The sequence below is a fragment of the Betaproteobacteria bacterium genome, assembly GCA_016194905.1.
GTDB lineage: Bacteria > Pseudomonadota > Gammaproteobacteria > Burkholderiales > JACQAP01 > JACQAP01.
Genome location: JACQAP010000005.1, coordinates 316,461 through 339,947, shown reverse-complemented (window position 1 = coordinate 339,947; position 23,487 = coordinate 316,461). Strand labels below are relative to the sequence as shown.

At 60.8% G+C, this 23,487-nt stretch carries 22 protein-coding genes and 2 pseudogenes; 20 read left to right on the top strand and 4 right to left on the bottom strand.

The window, feature by feature from the left end:
* Positions 1-20 precede the first annotated feature (20 nt).
* The 5 genes from nudB to clsB all read left to right on the top strand — a co-directional run bounded on the left by nudB (position 21) and on the right by clsB (position 4,255).
* Positions 21-476 (top strand): dihydroneopterin triphosphate diphosphatase, encoded by a 456-nt coding sequence (gene nudB, locus HY067_02860; GenBank protein ID MBI3526888.1) that lies wholly within the window; start codon positions 21-23, stop codon positions 474-476.
* A gap of 80 nt (positions 477-556) precedes the next feature.
* Positions 557-1,654, top strand: a complete 1,098-nt coding sequence (nadA, locus tag HY067_02855) for a quinolinate synthase NadA (GenBank protein ID MBI3526887.1) — start codon at positions 557-559, stop codon at positions 1,652-1,654.
* A gap of 30 nt (positions 1,655-1,684) precedes the next feature.
* The gene (locus HY067_02850) at positions 1,685-2,266 is read left to right on the top strand and encodes an SRPBCC family protein (protein ID MBI3526886.1); all 582 of its coding nucleotides are present in this window, start codon (positions 1,685-1,687) and stop codon (positions 2,264-2,266) included.
* A 76-nt stretch (positions 2,267-2,342) separates the two neighbouring features.
* Positions 2,343-3,095 carry an endonuclease/exonuclease/phosphatase family protein gene (locus tag HY067_02845; protein MBI3526885.1) on the top strand — a complete coding sequence of 251 codons (753 nt, stop codon included), beginning with the start codon at positions 2,343-2,345 and terminating at the stop codon, positions 3,093-3,095.
* Positions 3,092-4,255 (top strand): cardiolipin synthase ClsB, encoded by a 1,164-nt coding sequence (gene clsB / locus HY067_02840; protein MBI3526884.1) that lies wholly within the window; start codon positions 3,092-3,094, stop codon positions 4,253-4,255. The genes HY067_02845 and clsB overlap by 4 nt, the downstream gene beginning before the upstream one ends.
* A gap of 172 nt (positions 4,256-4,427) precedes the next feature.
* On the opposite strand, the gene HY067_02835 is transcribed toward clsB, so the two are convergent.
* Together HY067_02835 and HY067_02830 are read right to left on the bottom strand one after the other, a co-directional pair.
* Positions 4,428-5,330, bottom strand: a complete 903-nt coding sequence (locus tag HY067_02835; GenBank protein ID MBI3526883.1) for an MBL fold metallo-hydrolase — start codon at positions 5,328-5,330, stop codon at positions 4,428-4,430.
* 14 nt (positions 5,331-5,344) lie between these two features.
* A complete protein-coding gene (locus HY067_02830) occupies positions 5,345-5,782 on the bottom strand; it encodes a hypothetical protein (protein ID MBI3526882.1) in 438 nt (145 codons plus the stop codon).
* A gap of 309 nt (positions 5,783-6,091) precedes the next feature.
* Here HY067_02830 and HY067_02825 point away from each other — a divergent pair, with 309 nt between their 5' ends.
* The 3 genes from HY067_02825 to HY067_02815 all read left to right on the top strand — a co-directional run bounded on the left by HY067_02825 (position 6,092) and on the right by HY067_02815 (position 8,996).
* Complete coding sequence (locus tag HY067_02825) at positions 6,092-7,828, top strand: ABC transporter ATP-binding protein/permease (protein MBI3526881.1); 1,737 nt, start codon at positions 6,092-6,094, stop codon at positions 7,826-7,828.
* A gap of 74 nt (positions 7,829-7,902) precedes the next feature.
* The gene (locus HY067_02820) at positions 7,903-8,073 is read left to right on the top strand and encodes a hypothetical protein (protein ID MBI3526880.1); all 171 of its coding nucleotides are present in this window, start codon (positions 7,903-7,905) and stop codon (positions 8,071-8,073) included.
* Positions 8,019-8,996: a serine hydrolase gene (locus HY067_02815; GenBank protein MBI3526879.1), complete on the top strand. Its 978-nt coding sequence runs from the start codon at positions 8,019-8,021 to the stop codon at positions 8,994-8,996. Before HY067_02820 ends, HY067_02815 begins: the two co-directional genes overlap by 55 nt.
* A gap of 23 nt (positions 8,997-9,019) precedes the next feature.
* Here the strand turns inward: HY067_02815 and HY067_02810 are convergent, their stop codons facing one another.
* A complete protein-coding gene (locus HY067_02810) occupies positions 9,020-9,754 on the bottom strand; it encodes an IclR family transcriptional regulator (GenBank protein MBI3526878.1) in 735 nt (244 codons plus the stop codon).
* Between the two features lie 329 nt (positions 9,755-10,083).
* Between HY067_02810 and HY067_02805 the strand changes: the two genes are divergently transcribed.
* The 10 genes and pseudogenes from HY067_02805 (at position 10,084) to HY067_02760 (ending at position 19,775) form a co-directional block, all read left to right on the top strand.
* Positions 10,084-10,845: a (Fe-S)-binding protein gene (locus HY067_02805; GenBank protein ID MBI3526877.1), complete on the top strand. Its 762-nt coding sequence runs from the start codon at positions 10,084-10,086 to the stop codon at positions 10,843-10,845.
* Between the two features lie 14 nt (positions 10,846-10,859).
* Positions 10,860-12,278 (top strand): iron-sulfur cluster-binding protein, encoded by a 1,419-nt coding sequence (locus tag HY067_02800; protein ID MBI3526876.1) that lies wholly within the window; start codon positions 10,860-10,862, stop codon positions 12,276-12,278.
* Positions 12,275-12,925 carry a lactate utilization protein C gene (locus HY067_02795; GenBank protein ID MBI3526875.1) on the top strand — a complete coding sequence of 217 codons (651 nt, stop codon included), beginning with the start codon at positions 12,275-12,277 and terminating at the stop codon, positions 12,923-12,925. Before HY067_02800 ends, HY067_02795 begins: the two co-directional genes overlap by 4 nt.
* Before the next feature lie 107 nt (positions 12,926-13,032).
* The gene (locus HY067_02790) at positions 13,033-14,250 is read left to right on the top strand and encodes a cation:proton antiporter (protein MBI3526874.1); all 1,218 of its coding nucleotides are present in this window, start codon (positions 13,033-13,035) and stop codon (positions 14,248-14,250) included.
* Entirely contained in the window at positions 14,247-15,392 is a 1,146-nt protein-coding gene (locus tag HY067_02785; protein MBI3526873.1) for a glutamate--cysteine ligase, read from the top strand. Before HY067_02790 ends, HY067_02785 begins: the two co-directional genes overlap by 4 nt.
* A gap of 71 nt (positions 15,393-15,463) precedes the next feature.
* Positions 15,464-16,654: pseudogene (locus tag HY067_02780) on the top strand (citrate transporter).
* 178 nt (positions 16,655-16,832) lie between these two features.
* Entirely contained in the window at positions 16,833-17,819 is a 987-nt protein-coding gene (locus HY067_02775) for a D-glycerate dehydrogenase (GenBank protein MBI3526872.1), read from the top strand.
* 46 nt (positions 17,820-17,865) lie between these two features.
* On the top strand, positions 17,866-19,182 hold the full coding sequence (locus tag HY067_02770) for an amidase (GenBank protein MBI3526871.1): 1,317 nt from the start codon (positions 17,866-17,868) through the stop codon (positions 19,180-19,182).
* A 76-nt stretch (positions 19,183-19,258) separates the two neighbouring features.
* A pseudogene (locus HY067_02765) lies at positions 19,259-19,515 on the top strand (DUF4160 domain-containing protein).
* A 5-nt stretch (positions 19,516-19,520) separates the two neighbouring features.
* The gene (locus HY067_02760; protein ID MBI3526870.1) at positions 19,521-19,775 is read left to right on the top strand and encodes a DUF2442 domain-containing protein; all 255 of its coding nucleotides are present in this window, start codon (positions 19,521-19,523) and stop codon (positions 19,773-19,775) included.
* 98 nt (positions 19,776-19,873) lie between these two features.
* On the opposite strand, the gene HY067_02755 is transcribed toward HY067_02760, so the two are convergent.
* Positions 19,874-20,329, bottom strand: coding sequence for a hypothetical protein (locus HY067_02755; GenBank protein ID MBI3526869.1), 456 nt, complete (start codon positions 20,327-20,329; stop codon positions 19,874-19,876).
* Between the two features lie 524 nt (positions 20,330-20,853).
* Between HY067_02755 and HY067_02750 the strand changes: the two genes are divergently transcribed.
* Together HY067_02750 and HY067_02745 are read left to right on the top strand one after the other, a co-directional pair.
* Positions 20,854-22,698: a PAS domain S-box protein gene (locus tag HY067_02750; protein MBI3526868.1), complete on the top strand. Its 1,845-nt coding sequence runs from the start codon at positions 20,854-20,856 to the stop codon at positions 22,696-22,698.
* Between the two features lie 10 nt (positions 22,699-22,708).
* Positions 22,709-23,344 carry a response regulator transcription factor gene (locus tag HY067_02745; GenBank protein MBI3526867.1) on the top strand — a complete coding sequence of 212 codons (636 nt, stop codon included), beginning with the start codon at positions 22,709-22,711 and terminating at the stop codon, positions 23,342-23,344.
* The last annotated feature ends 143 nt before the right edge of the window (positions 23,345-23,487 follow it).

Genomic DNA, 23,487 nt, shown 5'->3' with positions numbered 1-23,487 from the left:
GGCGCGCAAGCCGTTTGCGGATTGAATTGAAGTACAAGATCCCGATCTCCGTGCTGGTGGTGATTCACACGCCCGACTTGCAGGTGCTGCTGATCGAACGCGCGGATCGCCCCGGATTCTGGCAGTCGGTTACCGGCAGTCAGGACGAAGGCGAGACCTTGCGCCAGACCGCGGTCCGGGAGGTCGTGGAGGAGACAGGGCTCGATGCGCGCGCCGGCATGCTCGCCGACTGGAACATGCAGAACGAGTTCGAGATCTATCCGGAATGGCGCTGGCGCTACGCACCCGGCGTTACGCGCAATACCGAGCACGTGTTCGGATTGTGCGTACCGGAGCCGGTCCCGGTCAGGTTGTCACCGCGCGAGCATCTTGCTTACGTCTGGATGCCGCACGACCGAGCCGCCGAGAAGGTTTTTTCTTGGAGCAACGCCAAAGTGCTGCGCGCGCTGCCGGAATTTGCGCGCACCGCGGCCTGATGCAACATTTGGCGCTCCGGCTTGTCACAGTATGGTAAGGTTTTTGTGCGCTGATTTCAGCCAATGGGGAGCATGACGATATGTCCGCAACTGCGATTGCTTTCGACCGCTACAGTCAGCTACAGGATGACGACTGCGAGGCGCGCATTCTCGCGGCGAAGAAGAAACTCGGTAGCCGCGTGGTCATTCTCGGACACCACTACCAGCGCGCAGACGTCTACAAGCACGCCGATCTGACCGGCGACTCGCTCAGGCTGTCCAAACTCTCGGGGAATACGGACGCAGAGTACGTCGTGTTTTGCGGTGTGCACTTCATGGCCGAAGTCGCCGACATTCTGGGCAAGCCGGGCCAGGCCGTCGTTCTTCCCGACATGGCGGCGGGTTGTTCGATGGCCGACATGGCCAGCCTGCCGAAAGTCGAACGCGCATGGCGTGAGCTGTCCGAAGTGCTCGATCCGGATCAGAAAGTCACGCCGGTGACTTACATCAATTCTGCCGCCGATCTCAAGGCGTTCTGCGGTGAACACGGCGGTATCGTCTGCACATCGTCCAATGCCGGCAAGATCCTCGACTGGTCGTTCGCGCGCCGCGAGAAAGTGCTGTTCTTCCCGGACCAGCATCTGGGCCGCTGGAGCGGGCACCAGATGGGCATTGGCCTGGAGCAGATGCAGGTATGGGATCCCGATGAGCCGATGGGTGGCCTGACGGCGGAGCAGATCAGAGACGCCAAGATACTGTTGTGGAAGGGGCATTGTTCGGTGCACCAGATGTTCCAGCCCCAGCACATTCTGAAGTTCCGCAACCAGCACCCGGACGGAATCGTGATTTCACACCCGGAGTGCAAGTTCGAAGTGTGCAAGCTTTCGGACCACGTCGGGTCGACAGAAACCATCATCAAGACCATAGCCGCAGCGCCGGCGAACACCCGCTGGCTGGTCGGCACCGAGCTGAACCTGGTCAATCGGATCGCCGAGGAATTCAAGCCGCAGGGCAAGCAGATTCAGTTCATGGCGCCGCTTGTGTGCATGTGTTCCACCATGGCCCGCATCGACCCGCAGCACCTCGCTTGGACGCTCGAGAATCTGGCGCAAGGCAAGGTCGTCAACCGGATCAAGGTCCCGCAGCGCGACGCGGATCAGGCGCGCGTTGCGCTGGAACGCATGCTCGCGGTGTCCTGACGGAGACGGCCGGATATTGCCGGCAGCGAGTTGGCCTCAACTGACCGCCGCCGGACGCTGTTTCTCGCACTCTGCCTGTTGCTGCTGGTATTGCCGGCAACGGGGCAAACCGCAGACATCAGCGTTCAGACCACGCGTCACGGCGACAGCTTCGAAGTCGAGGCCGTTGCCGAGATCGAAGCCGATGTGGCCGATGCATGGAAAGTACTCACCGACTACGACCGGCTCGCGGAATTCGTTCCTGGCATGCGGGAAAGCCGGGTGGTATCGCGCGACGGTTCCAACGTCGTGGTCGATCAGCGCGGCGAAGCCAGCCTGCTGTTCTTTACCTTCCCGATGCGCGTCCGACTGGCAATCGAGGAATATCCCCATGACCGGATCGTATCGAACGCGATCTCCGGCAACTTCAAGGAACTGTATGGCGTTTATCATCTGGAAGCCCGGGGCGCCAGGCTGCGATTGCGTTATGAGGGCAAATTCACGCCGGATTTTGGCGTCCCACCCTTGATTGGCACGCTGTTGGTGCGAAGCACGGTGGAACGACGCTTCAGCGCGATGGTTCGCGAAATCGAGAAAACGCGGCGGCACGATCCCGCGCCGGCCGGCAAGTAAGGCGGCGGTTGGGCACTGCTGTAACATGAAATTTCTTCGTGTGGGGATGGCTCTCGGCGAAACAAGAGACAAAAAAATGGAAAAACTCCAGGTCGTTACCTACAACATCCACAAAGGGTTCTCGCAGTTCAAACGGCGCATGTCCGTCCATGACCTGCGGGAGAGGCTGCGCGGCATCGGAGCCGACGTGGTCTTCCTGCAGGAAGTGCAGGGTCTGCACCAGAAGCATTCCGAGCGCCATCACAACTGGCCGGCGGCGCCGCAATATGAATTCCTGGCCGATGCCATCTGGAACGATTTTGCCTACGGAAAGAACGCAATCTACGATGGCGGGCATCATGGTAACGCCATCCTCAGCAAGTATCCGATCGCCCGATGGGACAATGAAGACATATCCATGCACGACAGCGAACGCCGCGGATTGCTGCATTGTGAAATCGCGGTGCCGGGTTGGCCGCATACGCTCCATTGCATCAATGTGCACCTGGGACTGCTTGGCCATTGGCGAAGGAAGCAGATCACACTGATGAAGGATCGCATCGAGAAGCTGGTGCCGGCCAATGCCCCGTTGGTCATCGCCGGTGATTTCAACGATTGGCGCCGGCATGCCAGTGACGCGCTCGTGGAATCGTTGAACGTTTCCGAGGTGTTCGAGACCACCTCTGGTCGTCCCGCCCGCAGTTACCCGGCCATTCTCCCGGTGCTGCATCTCGACCGCATTTATGTTCGAGGATTTTCGATCGAACTGGCTCGCGCCCATCACGGCCGCGCCTGGTCAAGGGTGTCCGACCACATCGCGCTGTCGGCGCGACTCATCAGGAAGGTATGAGGTTTCGCGACGGCAACAGCCTCGATCTGCTGAGCAACGGCGAACAATATTTTCCGGCACTCGAACGCGAAATCGACGCGGCGGCAAGCGAAATCTATCTCGAGACTTACATATTCGAAGCGGATGCGACGGGCGACAGGATTGCGCAGGCGCTCATTCGCGCCGCACTTCGCGGCGTGGCGGTTTGCCTGCTGGTCGACGGGTTCGGTTCCCGCCTGTTTGCGCAAAACCTGCAACCCCGGTTGCTGGAAGCGGGCGTGCAATCGCTGGTGTTTCGTCCCGAGAGTTCGTTGTTCAAATTCAGGCGCACGCGATTGCGGCGTCTGCACCGCAAACTTGTGGTGATCGATGGGAAGGTCGGATTCTGCGGCGGCATCAACGTCATCGACGATGTTCATGCCGGAGGGCCGGTTCATCCGCGTTTCGACTACGCGGTGCGCGTGCAGGGTCCGCTGCTGGCGGACATGCACGCAGCGGTGCGCGCCGTGTGGATGCGTGCGGCCTGGACCAATATGCGCCGGCGCTGGGCTCCGCCGATCGGTCCGCGGCCGGACGCGCCGCCGGCCGGCGACCGGCGGGCGGCCTTTCTGGCGCGCGACAATTTCCGGCATCGCCACGATATCGAACGAGCCTACCTCGCGGCGATCAGAAGTGCGAAATTCGAAGTGGTGATCGCCAATGCCTACTTCCTGCCGGGCAAGCGTTTTCGCCGCGCATTGCTCGCAGCGACACATCGTGGAGTGCGCGTGGTCCTGCTATTGCAGGGACGCGTTGAGTATCTTCTGGTGCACTATGCTACGCGCGCCCTCTATCATCAGTTGCTCGACGCCGGAGTGGAGATTCACGAGTATCAGCGCAGTTTCCTGCATGCGAAGGTCGCGGTCATCGATGGACGCTGGGCGACGGTCGGGTCGTCCAACATCGATCCGGTCAGCCTGTTGCTGGCGCGTGAAGCCAACGTCGTGGTGGAAAACCAAGCCTTCGCGAGCGATCTGCGCGACAGCTTGCAGTCAGCCATCGCGTCCGGTGCGAAGCCGGTTGCGCGAGAGTACGCGGTGAAGATGGGCGTGGTGACGCGTCTGATGACGTGGATCGCTTATGGCCTGTTGCGCATTCTCACCGGCATTTCGAGTTACGGACGGGCACGCGATTTCCTTTGAATGCGACTATCGCGGTTTACAATTTTTAACAATATCGCAGGCGCAGGCGGGCAATAATCTTCGTGCAGACCAAGGATCGGACTTCATGGGTTCGGTCCCCTGCAGTTCCTAGCCATGTTCTTACGCATTTTGCGTACGGGCGCAGCCCATGCGCCCGTTTTCTTTTCCGGCTTCAGGCGGCGAACAGAAAACCGTCTAGGCGGCGCACTGCACCACCGCGTTCCAGATCGCCGACGATCAGATCCGCAAGTGCTGTCCGATCCAGGTTCAGATACTGCCGGTTGAAATCCGCGTAGAGCGGCACCGAATCCAGGTAGTCCGCAAGATCATCGACTGGCAAGCGGCGGCGATCCATCAGCGAAAATACGAACATGACTTTGAGCACGTGGCGAACCATGCGCAATTCGTCCTGTTCGAAAGCCGCCAGACGCTGCGAGCTGCGCGCCAGCGCCGCGCCCACATTGGTGAACGGCTGTCCATGACCCGGGATCACGGTGCGCACCGGCAGGCGTGCGATGTTTTCCAGGGTCGCGCGCGTCGCCGCCAATCGCGCAGTCCGATCGGGTCCGGGCAGTAATATTCCGAAGCCATTCTCCCAAAGCGCATCGCCGGAAATCAGCACACCGGCCTCTTCACAGAAAAACATCAGCGCCGCCATGTCGTGACCGGGCGCGGCGATCGCACGCCAATGCAAGTCTCCCCAGTCGAATTCGTCGCCCGGGGCGACGGTGTCGTCGAAGGAAAAACGTTCGCAACGCTGGTCGGCGTAGGACAGCCACAAGGCATGTTCATCCCAGGCATCGATCAGGGGTGCTTCATCCCGCGGAATGCTGACTCGGCAACGATGCGCACCGCGTACCGCTGCGTTGCCGCCCATGTGGTCGGAATGACAATGGGTATTGACCAGCCAGTCCAGGGGTCTGCCAGCCAGGATCTCGGAAACTTTGGACAGCGTATGCGCCGCATCGCGGCCGTAGCCGCTGTCGATCAGCACCGCGCGCTGGCGGCCGATCAGCACGATGTGATTGGCGTTCAGCCAGTCGCGGACGATGACGCGGATGGAAGACGGCAGCATCGTGAATGCGTTTTCTACTGCTTCGCAGGCGCGGGCGATGATTGCGGTGGGGGTGGCTGCACCGGCACGGGAGATAGCGGGGCCGGTTCCTCGATGATCTTGACGCCGGTGATGTAGTGGCCGGTTTCGCCGAAGCAGCTCGACGGCACGCCGATATGCTCTTCGTAGTCTAGAGAGACGCGGCGCCCTATGGAGCGGTTGATCTGTTCCGCAGTCGCTTCATTGCGCACGCTGAAGAAAAACTTTTCCGCCACCGTTCCTGGCATGGTCACCAGCGCGAGTTCGCCTTCCCAGGTCTTGCAGATCCAGCCTTTCTTCGACAATTTCTGCACGTAGCCTGCGCGCTCGCCGACCGAATAGCTCCAGCTCAGCACCAACCAAGTGTACGCGGCGAACAACAAGACGAAGACGACCAGCAAACCGAACAACCAGCGAGCAACGGCAGCCATGATCGAGTATTCACTCCCGGCATGCGAATTAGAGGCGGATTTGAGCCGGCAGAACCACGCAAGCAGTGCAGCCGCGGTGCCGCGCCACAGGCGAATCAATATACAGTATCAATGGGTAGAGTTTGAACTGTCCATGCCGCATACTGTCATGTCAACAAAAATCCCGGCCGTATTACATTTCCCATATCGAAGCCGCTTCGGTTTCGGCATTTCCCTGACTTGAACAAACCTGCTCCCGCTCCGCGGTCTCCTGAAGCTGCCGTCTGGCGTCGTAACGACTGGCAAACCATACGCACTTTGCTGCCCTTCCTCATGGAATTCAAAGGGCGGGTGGCAGCGGCATTGCTTTGCCTTACGGCCGCGAAGCTGGCCAATGTGGGTGTGCCGCTGGTCATGAAGGAAATCATCGACTCGATGGATGCGAAGCAGGCTGTGCTGGTGCTGCCGTTCGCGTTTCTGGCTATCTACGGCTTGTTGCGGCTTTCCACGACGCTGTTCGCCGAATTGCGCGACATCGTATTCGTGCGCGTGGCGAAGCGCGCCATCCGCCGTGTCGCGCTGCAGGTGTTCCGGCACCTGCACAGCCTGAGCCTGCGTTTCCATCTCGAACGCCAGACCGGCGGGGTGTCTCGCGACATCGAACGCGGCACGCGCGGGATCTCGACGCTGCTGAGCTACATGCTGTTTTCGATCATCCCGGTAATCATCGAATTCAGTCTGGTCGCGTTCGTTCTGCTTGCCAAATTCGACTGGCGCTTCATGGCGATCACCATAGCCGCGGTCGTGATCTACCTGGGCTTCACCATCTCGGTAACCGAGTGGCGCATGGACATCCGCCGGCGCGCCAATGAACTCGATGCCAAGGCCAACACCCGCGCGATCGACAGTCTGCTGAACTACGAGACGGTGAAGTACTTCAACAACGAGGAATTCGAGGCGCGCCGCTACGACGAAAGCCTGCAGAAATACGAATCCGCAGACGTAAAGAACGAGGCCTCGCTCGGCGCGCTCAACATCGGCCAGAGCCTGGTTATCGCCATCGCAGTCACGGCGCTGATGATTTTGGCGGCACAGGGCGTGGTGGGCCAGAAGCTGACGCTCGGCGATCTGGTGCTGGTCAACGGCCTGCTGATCCAGCTGTACATTCCGCTCAATTTTCTGGGCATGGTGTACCGGGAAATCAAGCAGTCGCTGGTCGACATGGACAAGATGTTCCGGCTGCTTTCGGAGAACCGCGAAGTGCAGGATTCCGCGCATGCGACCGATCTCGCGCCTGATCTGCCGACCGTGAGATTCGAGAAGGTGGATTTCAGTTACGAGCCGCGCCGGACGATTCTGCACGGAGTCAGCTTCGAGATTCCCGCCGGGCACACGGTTGCCGTGGTGGGTGCGAGCGGATCGGGCAAATCCACCCTGGCGCGACTGTTGTTTCGTTTCTACGACGTGAGCGGCGGGCGGATTACGATCAACGGCATCGAAATCCGGGACGTGACGCAGAGGAGCCTGCGCGCGGTGATCGGGATCGTTCCGCAGGACACCGTGCTGTTCAACGATACGATCTACTACAATATCGCCTACGGCGATCCGCTGGCGACGCGCGATCAGGTCATGGATGCAGCGCGTTCAGCGCATATTCATGATTTGATCGAATCCCTGCCCGACAATTACGAGACCATGGTGGGCGAGCGCGGCCTGAAGCTCTCGGGCGGTGAAAAGCAGCGTGTCGCCATTGCCCGCGCCCTGCTCAAGAATCCGAAGATCCTGATTTTCGATGAGGCGACCTCTGCCCTCGATTCGAAGTCGGAGAAGGCCATCCAGGCCGAACTGAAGCGCATCTCCGCCAGTCGCACCACGCTGACCATTGCCCATCGCCTGTCGACCATCATCGATGCCGACCAGATCCTCGTCATGGAGTCGGGGCGCATCGTTGAACGCGGAAGTCATCGTGATCTTCTCGGGCAGGCCGGCACCTATGCCCACATGTGGGCCTTGCAGCAGGAGGAAGAAAGGGTTGGAGAATTGGTGGCGCTGACTGTGGGCGTCGCCTGAGGCGCATACCTCAAGATTTGCGTGTACTCGCCGTTGGTTGCATGATATTTCTATAGGAAATATGCAGAGAATGAATGCGCCAGGCATTAAAGTTCAAGGACTTATTGAAAGTCTTCCCTTACTCCTTGATTTTTGAATTTATTTTTGATATGTTGCTTACTGTTTTGACCGTGGACACCGCAGTTTGGCCATGGCCGCAGGAAATCTCGCCGGGGCTGTATCGTACGTCGGGATTTATTATCTGAAAAACATCATAGATTATAAGTTTCGGGGCGGATTTCGAATGAAAGCGATCCTTGGCTTCCTGTGTCTTTACCTCTCTGCCTGCGGCTTGCCGGCCCTTGCGGCTGGCGGCATTGTTCAGACGGGGGTCAAGCAATCCCATTTCTCCGCCAAACCGGTGGCCTTACGGCTCCGATCCGGCGCGGTTCTGGTGCTTGCCCAGGATTCCGGGGAGCCGCTGTTCGCCAAGAATGTCGACCAGATCATGCCAATCGCATCGATTACCAAGCTGATGACGGCGATGGTGGTACTCGATTCCGGCTTGCCGCTGCTGGAATCCATCGACATCGACAAGACCGATGTCGATCGCAAGAAAGGTTCACGTTCCAAGTTGCAGGTCGGAACGACGCTGATGCGCGCCGAGATGCTGAAACTGGCACTGATGGCTTCGGAGAATCGTGCTGCCGCAGCGCTCGCGCGCAGCTTCCCCGGCGGCACCGAGGCATTTGTCATTGCGATGAATCAGAAAGCCGCCCAGCTGGGGATGGTCAACAGCCATTTCGAGGATCCGACCGGACTGACTCCTGATAACGTCTCGACCGCCGAAGATCTCGCCAAAATGGTGGCGGCCGCGCACACCTATCCGCTTATTCGCGAGTATACGACGTCCGATTCGTTCAAGATCGAATCCGAGGACAGACGCCGTCACCGCCTGTTGTCGTATGTCAATTCCAACCGGCTCATCAAGAGCCGCCAGTGGGACATCGGCCTGTCCAAGACCGGTTACATCAGCGAGGCAGGACGTTGTCTGGTGATGCAGGCAATGATCGCCGACAAGCCCGTGATTATCGTATTGCTCGATTCCTGGGGCAAACTTTCCAGAATCGCCGATGCCAATCGCATCAAACGCTGGATCGAGGCAGACGTATTGCGTATTTCCGGCTGACCAGGTCCGCTTCCCCACTTCCTTCAAGCTACCCTTGCGCCCGGCAAATGACCGAGTGCGCGGGATATCTCTTCAGCTATCTGTTTGACCTTGGAACACCAGGCCTTCTCTATCCGATTGGAGGGCGCTGAAAGCGACAATCCCGCGACCAGGCGTCCCTCGTCGTCGTGGATACCGGCGCCGATACACGAGACCCCATTCTCGGCCTCCTCAGTGTCGAGGGCATAGCCCAGCTTGCGAACGCGATCGAGTTCCTTGTTCAGCGCCACCAGGTCGCGGATGGTGTTCTTGGTGAATACCTCGAGTCCGGTGCGCTGCGCATATTCCCGGCACTTTTCCGGGCCGTCTTCCAGCAGGAAGATTTTTCCGGCCGCGGTGATATGCAACGGCGCACGCGCACCGATCAGATGTACCACACGCATTGCGGTGCGATCGGACAGCAATCTCTCGACATAAACCATTTCGTCGCCCTGGCGTACGGAGAGATTGACCGTCTCGTGCAGTTCCTGATGCAGGCGACGCATGAACGGCAGCGCCTCCTGTCGCAGGTTGATGCGCGATTTCACCAGATTGCCAAGCTCGAGCAGGCGTATGCCCAGGCGGTAAGTGCCCGGTTCGATGCGGTCCACCATCCTGAACTCCACCATCATGTTCAGAATCCGATGGGCGGTCGAGGGGTGCAGGCTGGTGGAACTGGCGAGACGCTTGAGATTCACCGGCTCTTCGTTGCGCGCCAGCGCGTCGAGCAGGTCCATCATTCGCTCGATGACCTGAATCGAGGTCTTGCCATTGGCTTCGGCCACGATTGCTTCCACCCTCAGAGATTTGTGCGATGCGGCAATTTTACATATTGAAACGGTTGGCTACAACCGCGGCGGGGCATAAAAATAGCCCATGCTATGATTCGAGCCTTGCTGCGCTGCGCCGCTGTCTGCCCGATGCGCGCCGGCCTCTGCCTGAGGCTGGTCTGAGGGCGAAGCGCGCAGATTGCCTACTAGAGCCGTAAATATGGTCGGAGCGTAAGGGGCTGGCGCGGTAGACGTGCCGGCTGGAGTTCGAGCGCTCACCAAACCCCCTCTGGAGATCCATGAAAGTTGGTCTGTTCGTTACCTGTCTGGTGGACTTGATGCGGCCAAGCATCGGTTTTGCCGCCCTGAAATTGCTCGAATCGGCGGGCAACGAGGTCATCGTGCCGGTGAGCCAGACCTGTTGCGGCCAGCCCGGGTACAACTCCGGAGACCGCAAGGCGGCGCAGGCCCTCGCGAAAAAAATGCTCAAGGAGTTTGCCGGCTGCGACTACATCGTCGTGCCTTCGGGTTCCTGCGGCGGCATGATCCGCGCCCACTACCCCGAGCTGCTATCCGAGTTTCCCGAGTTGACCCAGGAAGTCGAGGCGATTGCGCGCAAGACCTACGAACTCACGGATTTTCTGGTGAACGTTGCACGCATAAACAGCGTACCTGGTCAGTTCAGCGGGTCGGTCACCTATCACGATTCCTGTTCCGGACTGCGTGAGATGAACGTAAAGACGCAGCCGCGGGTCCTGCTTTCGAAGGTGGCGGGACTGAGTGTCAGGGAGATGCAGCAACCGGAACAGTGCTGCGGTTTCGGCGGCACCTTCGCGGTGAAATACGGCGAGATCTCCTCGCGCATTGCCGACCTCAAATGCGAGGACGTGCAGTCCGCGCAGGCCGATGCGCTCGTGCTGGGCGATCTCGGCTGCATGTTGAACATAGAAGGCAGATTGCGTCGCCGCGGCGACAACAACATTCGGGTGCTGCACGTCGCGGAAGTTCTCGCCGGCATGACCGATCCGATCCAGGACTTGGATCGCAGGACTGCGGACTGAGCCGGGGAGAAGAGATGGAGGTTTCATCGAATCAGTTCAAACAGGCAGCCAGCCGGAAGCTCGCCGATCCGAAGGTACAGAAGGCGTTGCGCATCGCCAAAGGCAAGCTCGTGGTCGCGCGCTCCCGCTCCATCCTCGAGCTGGACAATTTCGAAGAGATCCGCGAGGCGGCCGCACGCATCCGGGACTTCGGCCTTCAGCACATGGATCTGCTGCTGGAAGAGTGGGAGAAAAAAGCCAAAGCTGCCGGCACCATCGTGCACTGGGCGGAAACGCCGCAGCAGGTCAATGAGCTGGTGATCGAGATTGCACGCAAGCATGAGGTGCGCAAGATCATCAAGTCGAAGTCGATGTTGGGCGAGGAGACCAACCTCAACCATGCGCTGGAGGCGGCCGGACTCGATGTGCGCGAGACAGACCTCGGCGAGTACATCATCCAGCAGTTCGGCGAGACGCCGTCGCATATCATTGCCCCGGCCGTGCACAAGTCGAAGGACGACATCGCCGACCTGTTCGCGGAAAAGCACGGTCGTCCGCGACTCAACGACATCGCAGCATTGACCCATGAGGCGCGGGAGGTGCTGCGCCCGCACTTCCTCAACGCGGACATGGGGATCAGCGGCGCCAATTTCCTGGTCGCCGAGACCGGCTCGACGATGATCGTCACCAACGAGGGCAACGGCCGCATGACCACCACCATGCCGCGCGTGCATGTGGCAATCACCGGCATCGAGAAAATCGTACCGACGCTGGAAGACATTTCGTTGCTGCTGCGTGTGCTGACCCGGTCCGCGACCGGGCAATCCATCAGCAACTACCTTTCCTTCACCACCGGACCGAAGCGGCCCGGCGACACGGACGGCCCCGGCGAATTCCATGTGATCATCGTGGATGCCGGACGCACAAAGGTGCTTGCATCTGAGATTCGCGAGGCGCTGCGCTGCATCCGCTGCGGCGCCTGCATGAATCACTGCCCGGTCTACCAGAACATCGGCGGGCATGCGTATGGCTGGGTGTATCCCGGACCGATCGGCTCGATCCTGACGCCGGCCTATGTCGGCATCGAGAACGCGATCGACCTGCCGAACGCGTCGACGCTGTGCAATCAGTGTGGTGTCGTCTGTCCGGTAAAGATTCCATTGCCCGACCTGATGCGCAAGTTGCGCGAACAACAGGTGCAGAAAAACCTGCGACCTTGGTCGGAGCGCGTCGGGCTCAGACTGTGGGCGTGGACGGCTGCACGTCCGGCTATATATGGCGTACTGACGCGCATCGCTGCCCGCATCGGCAAATGGCTGGGCGGGCGCGATCGACTGCTGCACAAACTGCCGGCGGCAGGCTCGGAATGGACGTCGGGCCGTGACTTTCCCGCGCCGCGGGGCAAGACATTTCGCGAACTGTATGCGCGGAATAGAAATCGGAGAACGCGATGAGCGCGCGCGACAACATTCTCAGGCGCATTCGCGAAGCAAATGGCCGCGAAGCCGGGACCGGCACAAAGGAAAGAAACGCGATCCTGGCGCACCTCGACGCTCGCGGGCGCGGACCGTTGCCGACGATGGACTGGGAGCCGGTCCCGCGATTCAAAGAGCGCTGCATCGCGATGATGTCTACCGTCGACGAGGTGGGATCGCTTGCTGAAGTACCGCGAGCGGTAGCGTCCTATCTGACAGAGGAAAACCTGCCGACCAGCGGCGCGTGCTGGCCGGAATTCGCAGAACTCGATTGGGCCGGTGCGGGATTGATGATCGAGGCGCGCCCCAGTCATGGAGACGATAAACTCGGCATAACCGGAGCGTTTTGCGCGCCGGCCGAGAACGGCACGTTGATGCTGCTTTCCGGCGAGAACACGCATGCGACCACCAGCCTGTTGCCGGAAATTCATGTGGCCATTGTTGCGGCCTCCCGCATCGTACGGACAATGGAAGACGGCTGGGACCTGCTGCGTCGCGAACGGGTCGGCCTGCCGCGCCAGGTGAACTTCGTATCCGGCCCATCGCGCACTGCCGATATCGAGATGACGCTTGTGCTCGGTGCGCATGGGCCTTTCAGGGTCCATGTCATCGTCGTGGGTGGTTAGGCCGTAATAAAAACGGTGAATCCGCCGGCTACCCGGCATCCGGCCGGATCGATTTTTTGCCGCTTCAGCGCTGAATTCCGGCCCCTGTTCTCGGGTCAAAGCCCGGCATGGATGACATGGGTTTCCTGCCTTCCTTTCCGCTCGCCGCCAGCAACATGATGCTGGTCGGCGCGGTGCTGTTATGCGGACTCGGAGTCGGGCAGATATTCGTGCGTGTGCTCAAACTGCCCCGGATCACCGGGTTCGTCGCGACAGGATTGGTGCTCGGACCCGGCGTGCTCGGCCTGCTCGATCAGACCATGCTCGGCGAGTTATCGATCTTCGTCGATATTTCCCTCGGCTTGATTCTGTTCGAGCTGGGGCGCCGGCTGGATTTCCGCTGGTTCACCCACGACCGCTGGCTGCTGGCGAGCAGCGTGGCCGAAAGTCTGCTGTCGTTCCTGTTTGTCTACGGAACACTGCGCTTCTTCGACATTGCGCCGGTGTATTCGGCGACCGCAGCGGCCATCGCCATGGCAACCTCTCCGGCGGTTTTGATCATGATCGTGCACGACCAGCGGGCCACGGGCCCGCTGACCGAGCGGTTGTTGGCACTCACCGCGCTGAACAACGTATTTGCTTTCTTGTTGATCGCGCTGCTGTTCGGTTTTGTGCATCTGGAATATCGCGCCGACTGGCTGCGGGTGGTGTCGCATCCGCTGTACCTGATCGTCGGCTCTTCAGCGCTGGGGTATGTGGCGTTCATCGTCGCGCGCACGCTCGCGCGCTGGCTGGGCAAGCGCGAGGACAGCCAGTTCGGCATGCTGCTCGGACTGATCGTCGGCACCGTCGGTTGCGCGATCTCCTTCAAGCTGTCAGTGCTGCTGGCCTTGCTCGCCTTTGGCGTATTCGCCAAAAATCTGGACCGGGACCACGACCTGATGGCGGTCGAGTTCGGTCCCGGGGGCCAGTTTTTCCTGGTCATGCTGTTCGTGATCACTGGAGCCGGACTACGGCTTTCTGAACTCGCAGTGGCCGGTGCCATCGGTGCTGCATTCATTCTCGCGCGACTCGCCGGCAAGCTGATCGGACTTGGATTGTTCGCGCCGTTGTCCGGCATCACGCAAAAGAAAGCCCTGCTGCTCGGAATCGGCATGGTGCCGATGTCGGCCATTGCCGTCGTGATGGTGCAGGGCGCCTCGGCGCTGTATCCGGAATTCGGCGCGAAGCTGTCCTCGATTGTGCTGTCGGCCGTGGTTATTCTCGAACTGGTCGGGCCGCTGGCTACGCAATGGGCGCTTCGCCGGGCGGGTGAAACCGAACCGGCAACTGGAGCTGGCGCATGACGCTCGAATTCAGCCGGTCGGCGCCCTTCACAATGGGCGTCGAGCTCGAGCTGATGATCCTCAGCACCCACGACTGGAACCTCATTCGTGGCGCGGAGGACCTGCTCGCGCTGATCGAGAAGGAAAAGCATGCCGGCGACATCAAGCCGGAAATCACCGAAAGCATGATCGAGATCAGTACCTCGGTGCATACCGACTACCTCACCATGCTCTCCGAACTCACGGCGATACGCGACACCGTGGTCGGCAATGCACGCCGGTTGAACCTGGCGATCGCAGGCGGCGGCGCGCACCCGTTCCAGAAATGGAGCGAGCAGCGCATTTTCCCGAAGGAGCGCTTCTTCCACCTGCACGAGATATACGGTTACCTCGCCAAGCAGTTCACCGTTTTCGGACAGCACATTCACGTCGGCGTGAGTTCCGGCGATGACGCCATCTATCTGCTGCACATGATGTCGCGCTACATTCCCCACTTCATCGCGCTGTCAGCCTCATCTCCTTTCTCGCAGGGGATGGACACTGTTTTTGACTCATCGCGGCTGAACAACATCAACGCCTTTCCGCTTTCGGGCACCATGCCTTTCGTTGCCGACTGGAGCGAATTCAACGGCTATTTCGACACCATGCGCGATCTCAAGGTGGTCGAGAGCATGAAGGATTTCTACTGGGACATCCGGCCCAAGCCGGAATTCGGCACCATCGAGATCCGTGTCTGCGATACGCCGCTGACCGTCGAGAAGGCCGCGGCGCTGGCGGCCTACGCGCAGGCTCTCGCGCGCCATCTGCTGCTGGACCGGCCCAGCGCGCCGTCGCTGGATGTCTATCGCGTCTACAGCTTCAACCGCTTTACCGCCTGCCGCTATGGACTGGAAGCCGGTTTCATCGACGCCGGATCGCGTACCCGCCGGACGCTCAAGGAAGACATCGCGGAAACGCTGGTGCGGCTGGCTCCCCACGCCGATGTCCTGGGTTCCACGGCAGCACTTGAGGAAATCCGGCGCTGCATCGAATCCGGCGAGAACGACGCATCCTGGTTGCGGGCCGAACTAAAGGCTACTCAGACGCTGAACGATGTGGTCCGGCGGCAGAGTCAGTTGTGGGCTGGCGCAACGGGGAGTGCAGCTCAGGCCGCCGCGGATTAAATCCTGGCGGAGTAAATTCTGTTCGATGCATTTGCCGATGCAGCGCGAGCAGCTATCATTGCGCACAACCTATGCTTGGCATTCCCTTCGAATTCATTCTGTTCGCTCTGACGCTGGCCGGCATTGCGCTGTTTCATCGCCATACGCTGAGAGTCGCCGTGATCGGGTTGTCCGCGATCGTCGTCTACAAGCTGATGATCACCGGCTTCAAGACCGGCCCGGGCATCGACGGACTGCTCACGCATCTCGGCCACGAATGGGTGGTTCTCGCCAACCTGTTTGGGCTGCTGGTGGGGTTCGCGCTGCTGGCGCAGCACTTCCGCGACAGTCGCGCGCCCGATGCGTTACCCCGATTCCTGCCCGACGACTGGAAGGGCGGATTCGTGCTTCTGCTCATGGTCTTCGCGCTGTCGAGCTTTCTGGACAATATCGCGGCCGCGGTGATCGGCGGCACCATTGCCTCCACCGTATTTCGCGGCGGGGTGCATCTTGGATACCTCGCCGCCATCGTGGCGGCGTCCAATGCCGGTGGCTCGGGCAGCGTGGTCGGCGATACCACGACGACGATGATGTGGATCGCCGGCGTAAGTCCCATTTCGGTATTGCATGCGTATGTGGCGGCAGCGGTCGCCATGCTGTTTTGCGGCGTGGTGGCGGCGCGCCAACAGCAGCGTCATGCGCCCATTACGCCCGACCCTCCTGCCGATGTGCGAGTGGACTGGGTCCGGCTGGGCGTCGTTGGGGTCATCCTGCTGGCGGCAATTGCGGCCAACGTCGCGACCAATGTCGGGTTTCCGGAGCTTGCCGATCGGTTCCCGTTCATAGGTGCCGCGGTTTGGATGGCGTTGCTGGCGGCCGCGCCGTTGCGGCGACCGGCCTGGCAACAGGTGCCGGGGGCGCTCAGGGGCAGCGTGTTCCTGCTGTCGCTGGTGCTCGCCGCTTCGCTGATGCCGGTGGAAAATTTGCCGGCGGCTTCCTGGAAGACGGCGTTCGGACTCGGTTTTGTTTCTGCGGTATTCGACAACATACCGCTCACCGCACTGGCGCTTCAGCAGGGCGGTTATGATTGGGGCATGCTGGCCTATGCGGTCGGCTTCGGCGGGTCGATGATCTGGTTCGGCTCTTCCGCCGGCGTGGCGTTGTCGAGCCTGTTTCCCGAATCGAGGTCGGTCGGCGCCTGGATATGGCACGGCTGGCACGTTGCCGTCGCCTATGTGCTGGGGTTTTTCGCTCTGTTGTGGCTGCTGGGCTGGCAACCCGAAGGAGCACGCGCCACGCGGGCGGCAGCCTCGCCCGGGGCGCAATCCCGGGTGGCAACCAGCGGGATCGTGCCTTGTGAGCGCGTGACGGGATGGCCGACGTTCTTGCCGATCCGCACGGCTTCGGGATAACCTCCGCTGGCGTTGCCGGCACACCAAAAAATTCAAAGAGAAAGGCAAGATGAAACAGAAGATCCTGGTCACCCGTGAAGTATTCGACGAAACCATCGATTTCCTTAAAAGCCATTTCGAGGTCGAGTCCAATCAGGCCGACCGCCTCTACGCGCGCGAGGAGCTGATCGCCAAACTGCAGGGCAAGGACGGCGTGCAGACCTCTTCCAGCGACCGCATCGACGCCGAGCTGCTGGACAAATGCCCCACCATCAGGGCGGTCTGCAATACCGCGGTGGGGTACAACAACATCGACGTCGAGGCGTGTACCCGTCACGGCGTCATGGTGACCAACACGCCGGGTGTTCTGACGGACAGCGTGGCCGATTATTCGATGGGGCTGATCATCGCCACCTGCCGGCGCATGACCGAGGGCGAAGCCTACCTGCGCAAGGGCAAATGGAAAGGCACGTTCCTGAAGCAGATGCTCGGCCAGGATGTGCATGGCGCGACGCTTGGCATCTTCGGCTTCGGACGCATCGGGCAGGCGATCGCACGACGCGCACGCGGCTTCGACATGAAGATTATGTATCACAGCCGCAACCGTGCCGCGACCGACGCGGAAAGGGAATCCGGCGCCGTCCACGCCGGCAAGGAGGAGTTGCTGCGCAAGGCCGATGTGGTGCTGCTGATCCTGCCCTTCACGCCGGAAACGCAGCACTTCATCGGCGCAAGAGAACTTGCGCTGATGAAACCGACCGCCGTGCTGATCAACATGGCGCGCGGCGGCATCGTCGATGACGCGGCGCTAATCGAGACGCTGAGGAAGAACAGGATCTGGGCGGCGGGGCTGGACGTCTACGAAAACGAACCCAGCCTGAATCCGGGGTTTCTCGAACTCGCCAATGTCGTGCTGTCGCCGCACATCGCCAGTGCTTCGGAACCGACGCGCAAGGCGATGGCCATGACAGCCGCGAAGAACCTCGCCGCTGCGTTGTCCGGCCAGATTCCGTCGAATCTTCTGAATCCGGACTACAGGACTTTCCTGAAAGCGTAATCAACCTTTTCAACGCAGCGTTGCGCTGCGTTCGGGAACCCGACAAATGACAGAACTCTACAAACTTGGATTGCGCGATGCCGCGCTGCGCATCCGTTCCGGCAAGTTGACCAGTGCCGACTACACGCGGGATTTGATTGCGCGCATCGATGCACTGGAAAAAGACGTTCAGGCATGGCAATGGCTCGATCGCGCGCGTGCACTGGAGTTGGCGGGCCGGGCGGACAAGGCCGACAGTGCGATGCGGGTCGCGCATCCGTTGCACGGCATGCCGATAGGGGTCAAGGATCTGTTCTATACGGCGGGCATTCCCACGGAGATGGGTTGTCGTGCGTACGCCGGCTATGTGCCGGACGTCACGGCCGATGTGGTTGCCCGGCTGGAGTCCGCGGGCGGAATCATGTTCGGCAAGACCGTGACCACCGAAGCCGCGTTCATGGTGCCGGCGAAAACCCGAAATCCCTGGAATATCGCCCACACGCCGGGCGGTTCCTCCAGTGGATCAGCGGCGGCCGTCGCGGCGGGGTTCGTCGCGGGTGCGCTCGGTACGCAAACCAACGGTTCGGTCATCCGGCCGGCCGCGTTCTGCGGCATCGTCGGTTACAAGCCCAGCTTCGGTCAGATGTCGGCGCGCGGCGCGATGCCGTTCTCCCCGACCTTGGATCAGCCCGGCGTGTTCGCGCGCTCAGTGGCGGATGCGGCCTTCCTGGTGTCCAGCCTGACAGCACAACGCACGGTGATCACACCGGAAGTCAGGCCTTTGCGCAATGCGCCGAAGCTGGCCGCGGTGCGTTCCCCGGTGTGGTATCTGGCGCAGCCCGACCAGCGCATGCAGTTCGAAGCGGACATCGGTCGCCTGCGCGACGCGGGAGCGTCGGTAGACGTGCTGGAGATCGCCGGCGAATTCGATGGCGCGCACAAGATCCATCGCACCATCATGCTGTACGAAGTTGCGCGGCTGGCGAAGAAAGCGCGGGAAATCTGGCGCGGTGGATTTTCCGATTACCTGAACAAGGCGCTCGATGAAGGCGAGAACATCCGCGAGGCGGATTACCGCGAAGCGTTGAAAGTGCGCACGCAGTTGCAGCAAAGCCTGGCGGAATTCTTCGACCGCGGTTATTCGGCGATCATGACCCCGCCTGCCGCGGGGGAGGCGCCCGCCACACGCGAGAACACCGGCGATCCGCGCTTCTGCAGCATCTGGACACTGGTTGGCCTTCCGGCCATCGTGATTCCGACGGGCAAGGGACCGAAGGTCATGCCGCTCGGACTGCAACTCATCGGCGCGGCGGAAGAAGAGAACTACCTTCTGGCAACTGCAGCGTGGTGCGAACGCTATTCGCCGTTCAAGGGATTGGTCTGAGGGGGCGCCCGGTCCGACTCCGTGGCGATCCTCAATGTAATCGATGACATGAAGGGTCGGACCTGAGGCGCGCGAAATGCCCACAATCAGCGTTTTCTTTGGTATCGTCATTACCATGTACTGGCGTGAACACGAGCCGGCGCATTTTCACGCTCGTTATGGAGAGTTCGAGGCGATCATCGCGATCGAGACGAAGTGCTGAGAGGAAATTTGCCACGGCGTGCGCTGGCGCTTGCGCTGGAGTGGGCAACCGAGCACCGTGGAGAACTTAGGGAAGACTGGCGCTTGTGCCGAGCGAACCAAATGCCCAAGCCGATCCAACCTTTGGAGTGATGGCTATGGTTCCTTGGAATGTAACGAGATTGAGGGTGCTTCCCGGCCGTAGGCTGGAGGTGGCTTTTGCCGACGGACTTTGCGGCATCGTGGATCTTTCGAGGGACCGGCTCGACGGCGTTCTGGCGCCGCTTGCCGACGATTCCGTTTTCGCGCTGGCACGGATAGAAAATGGCGCGGTAACGTGGCCGAACGGGATCGGGTTCGCTCCGGATGCCATGTATGACGAAGTCCTTGCCATGCAGTGTGCCCCTGCCTGAGACGCCAGAGCAACTCGAATTACGGTTGGTCGATCTGCGGCCGAAGTTGCGCTGAATTCCAGACGGATAACCCTCCTGCCCTTCGGATGGGTATTTTTTTAGTGGTCGCGCGCCGCTTCTTCCGTCCGGGTGAGCAGCACGACGCCGCGTGAAACGCGCTGGCCGAGCAGCGGTCCGGACTCGAGTCCCTCGGTGTAGGAAACGATGGTGTATCCGGAGTAGCCGTTTTCTTCCGCGAGTGTTTCCGCTGCGCGGTGGAATACCTGTCGTGCTTCGCCATCGCCTCCGACCGCGAATCGCTTCTGACGAAGGTCGATGCGATAACGATCTTGTGCAAGTTTCCTGCGTGCGATGCCCCACGTCGGCGCCAGCGGATCGACGACATACCAGACGACAGCGCCGGCTATCGCGGCGCCCGCCAGCGCCTGATGGGAAACATGCAGGCCCGGGCTGACCAGGACCGATTTGTCTGCGATCAAGGGGTGCGTCGAGCTGCAGCCCGATGCGAGTGCGATCAGGATGAAGCTGGCGGCGGCGCTTTTCAAGATATTCATGGCTGGTCCCGGGCTAGGGTTACGACTGCCAATAACGGCGTAGGCGCGCACGGCTTGAGCTTGCGCGGATGGCGCCTTCAAGAACGCTCGGAGTGGCGCAGAGAGTCGTTTACAATTCCACTCTCCCTCCTGCCAGACAACGATCTTCCAGAACCTCGCGGACAACTGGATCTCCCGAAACACCCGATCACGCGGACCGAGATTTCGAGCGGTACACGCCACGTGAGCGAGCCGTCCCCTCCCTCATCTGGGCGCCGGTGCCGGGGTCGGTCTCCGGCTCTGCGAAATCTGCGGCGCGACCCGCGCCTCGTCGATATCGATTAGCGTTTGTACGAGTTTGCGCCGCTCAAGTTCATAGTCGAATTCAAGTCAGAATCGGCGCGCCGCTTGGGCAGATGAAGTCACATACCTGATGTCTCGTGCATGACAGTCCGGCCGCGATTCAGCCAGCTTCCGCATTGCATACTCAATTGCTGTTGTCTTAGTATGGAAGCGTGTTTCAGCACAAGGGGAGGGGGCGCATTGTGACCGACACACCGGTTTTTGGAAGGGCGTTTCCTGCAAAGCCTGGCTTTCAGTCGATGGAGGCATGGCTCGTTGCGCTGCTGATTGCGACAGTGTTCGCTATCGACGGCTTCACGCCCCTCGGCTTTGGAATCCCTTTTTTTTATGTCCTGATCCTGTGGGCTGCCTTGGTGTGGGCTACTCCCCGCCAGGCGCTCGCCATGGCTGCAACGGGTGCCGCGCTTACTGTCGTCGGACTGTTTCTGTCTCCGGAGGGCCATCTGCGGACGGATTTGACGAACCGCACCATCACTCTGTTTACCCTCTGGTTTCTGGCGTATTTCGGTACGGCCTATCGGAAGACCATCGATACCCTGCACCGGCGGGAGCGCGAACTGACGGACTTTGTCGAAAACGCGCCGGTGGGCATCCACTGGGTCGCTCCAGACGGGACGATCCTGGGGGTGAATCAGGAAGAGCTCGACATGCTGGGCTACGCCAGGGAAGGGTACGTGGGCCGCAACGTCATCGACTTCCACGTCGACCGGGAAGTGGCCGAGGACATCCTCGCGAAGCTCAATGCAAATGTGCCGCTCAAGGATTGTGCGGCACGCCTGCGGCACAAGGACGGATCGACACGGCACGTGCTTATTTCGTGCAATGGCTACCAGGAGGACGGGCGCTTCATCCACAGTCGGTGCTTCACGCAGGACATCACGGACCGCGTACGTGCCGAGCTCGCGGAGAGCGAGAGCGCGCAGCTCGCCGCAGCGAACGCACGGCTCGTCGAAGAAACCGCCGAGCGCGGGAAAGCGGAGCAAACCTTGCGTGAGCGCGCGGAATTGTTGCGGGTTACGTTCGACTCGGCGCCTGCCGGCATTTACATGGCCGATCCCGAGGGGCGGTACGTGAAAGCGAACCTCGCTTACCAGCGCATGGTCGGTCACTCGGAAGGGGAATTGCGAGGTAAAAACATTTTCAGCCTGACCCACCCTGACGATCTGCCTCAAAACCACGTTTTACGCGAGGAACTCATCGCTGGCAAAAGAGAGTTTTTCCAGGTGGAAAAACGCTATTGCACCAGGAGTGGCGGACTGATCTGGGTACGCAACACGGTGTCGCTGATCAAGGACGCCACCGGCGAGCCGCGTTTTACGGTCACCGTGTCTCAGGACATCACCGAGCGCAAGCTCGCGGAGCAGGCGTTGCAGAAGAGCGAGCGGCGGCTGCGCCAGGCACTCGATGAGCGGGAGCACCTGTCCCGGGATTTGCACGACCATATCATTCAGGCGATTTACGCTATCGGTATGCAACTGGAGGTTTGCCAGCGACTGCTGCATGATAGTCCGAAGGACACCGAAACGCGTTTGGCGCAAGCTATCGGCGGCCTGAACGGCGTGATCCGGGAAGTGCGCCACTATATTTCGGGTTCCGAACCGCAGGTTCTGAGTAAACCAGAGTTGGGTGTCGAACTCGCCAAGCTGGTGGAAACAATCAGCGCGATGAGCACGCTGCGTTTCCGGCTGAAGTTGGATCCTTTGGCCGCCGCGTGGCTGACCCCGCAACAGGCGGAGCACGTCCTGCACATCGCGCGGGAGGCCTTGAGCAACGCCGTGCGGCATTCACAGGCCAAGCATGCGGAGTTGTCACTCCACGGCACGGATGCCGGCGTCCGTCTCGAAATCAGGGACGACGGGGTGGGATTCGATCCCGGTGCGGCAGGGCGAGACGCCGGCGGATTGCGCAATATGCAAAGCCGCGCGCGACAGATTGGGGAACAACTCGAGACCGTGTCCTCGCCCGGCCAAGGTACGACGATTATCCTGCATATCCCGAAAGAGAACGCTATCCATGACCTCCGTTAAGGATCGTCCGATGCGGGTGCTGCTGGTCGATGACCACGAGATCGTGCGCGCCGGGCTGCGTTCGGTGCTCACCGGTGCCGACATCGAAATCGCCGGAGAGGCCCCGACCGTGTCGGAGGCGATCACTGCGGCGACGCGCCTGAAACCCGACCTGGTGCTGATGGACGTCCGGTTGCCCGACGGCAGCGGTGTCGACGCGTGTCGCGAGATGCGCGCCACGTGTCCGGAGACGAAGGTCCTGTTCCTGACCGCATTCGAGGACGATGATGCCATGCTCGCCACGGTCTTCGCCAATGCCGATGGCTACCTGTCGAAAGAAATCGGCAGTGAGAACCTGATCCAGGCCGTAAAGATGACGGGGCAGGGCTTGTCGGTCCTGGATCCGGTCAGCAGACGGCATATCCTGGAGCGACTGCGCACACAGATGACATCCACAGCCGACGTCGGCGAAAGCGGGCTCTCGGCGCAGGAGCGCTGCGTGCTCGCATTGGTGGCAGAGGGCAGGACCAACAAGGAGATTGCTTCGGCGATGGGGCTTTCGCCCAAGACCATCAAGAATTACCTCAGTCACATTTTCCAGAAGCTGAAAATCACACGCCGTTCCGAGGCAGCGGTCCGCTTCGTGCGCGCTACGTTCCCCTCCTAGGGCCGTCTGGCTCTATGGTCCCGAGGCCCTACGGCGCCGGGCCATCAGGCATCTACCGTTCCTCTCCGCAATCGCAAAGACTGGCAAGGCAGGTGAAGGAAGCCGCAGCTTCGGTCTGAGCAATCAGACAAAACCAGGAGAGG

Coding starts and splice junctions, on each gene's coding strand:
- HY067_02770 (MBI3526871.1), top strand. CDS start 17,866: ATGACAGAACTCTACAAACTTGGATTGCGCGATGCCGCGCTGCGCATC.
- HY067_02825 (MBI3526881.1), top strand. CDS start 6,092: ATGGAATTCAAAGGGCGGGTGGCAGCGGCATTGCTTTGCCTTACGGCC.
- HY067_02795 (MBI3526875.1), top strand. CDS start 12,275: ATGAGCGCGCGCGACAACATTCTCAGGCGCATTCGCGAAGCAAATGGC.
- HY067_02800 (MBI3526876.1), top strand. CDS start 10,860: ATGGAGGTTTCATCGAATCAGTTCAAACAGGCAGCCAGCCGGAAGCTC.
- HY067_02760 (MBI3526870.1), top strand. CDS start 19,521: ATGGTTCCTTGGAATGTAACGAGATTGAGGGTGCTTCCCGGCCGTAGG.
- HY067_02785 (MBI3526873.1), top strand. CDS start 14,247: ATGACGCTCGAATTCAGCCGGTCGGCGCCCTTCACAATGGGCGTCGAG.
- HY067_02790 (MBI3526874.1), top strand. CDS start 13,033: ATGGATGACATGGGTTTCCTGCCTTCCTTTCCGCTCGCCGCCAGCAAC.
- HY067_02805 (MBI3526877.1), top strand. CDS start 10,084: ATGAAAGTTGGTCTGTTCGTTACCTGTCTGGTGGACTTGATGCGGCCA.
- HY067_02835 (MBI3526883.1), bottom strand. CDS start 5,330: ATGCTGCCGTCTTCCATCCGCGTCATCGTCCGCGACTGGCTGAACGCC.
- HY067_02845 (MBI3526885.1), top strand. CDS start 2,343: ATGGAAAAACTCCAGGTCGTTACCTACAACATCCACAAAGGGTTCTCG.
- nadA (MBI3526887.1), top strand. CDS start 557: ATGTCCGCAACTGCGATTGCTTTCGACCGCTACAGTCAGCTACAGGAT.
- HY067_02755 (MBI3526869.1), bottom strand. CDS start 20,329: ATGAATATCTTGAAAAGCGCCGCCGCCAGCTTCATCCTGATCGCACTC.
- HY067_02745 (MBI3526867.1), top strand. CDS start 22,709: ATGCGGGTGCTGCTGGTCGATGACCACGAGATCGTGCGCGCCGGGCTG.
- HY067_02810 (MBI3526878.1), bottom strand. CDS start 9,754: ATGATGGACCTGCTCGACGCGCTGGCGCGCAACGAAGAGCCGGTGAAT.
- clsB (MBI3526884.1), top strand. CDS start 3,092: ATGAGGTTTCGCGACGGCAACAGCCTCGATCTGCTGAGCAACGGCGAA.
- HY067_02815 (MBI3526879.1), top strand. CDS start 8,019: ATGGCCGCAGGAAATCTCGCCGGGGCTGTATCGTACGTCGGGATTTAT.
- HY067_02775 (MBI3526872.1), top strand. CDS start 16,833: ATGAAACAGAAGATCCTGGTCACCCGTGAAGTATTCGACGAAACCATC.
- HY067_02820 (MBI3526880.1), top strand. CDS start 7,903: ATGCGCCAGGCATTAAAGTTCAAGGACTTATTGAAAGTCTTCCCTTAC.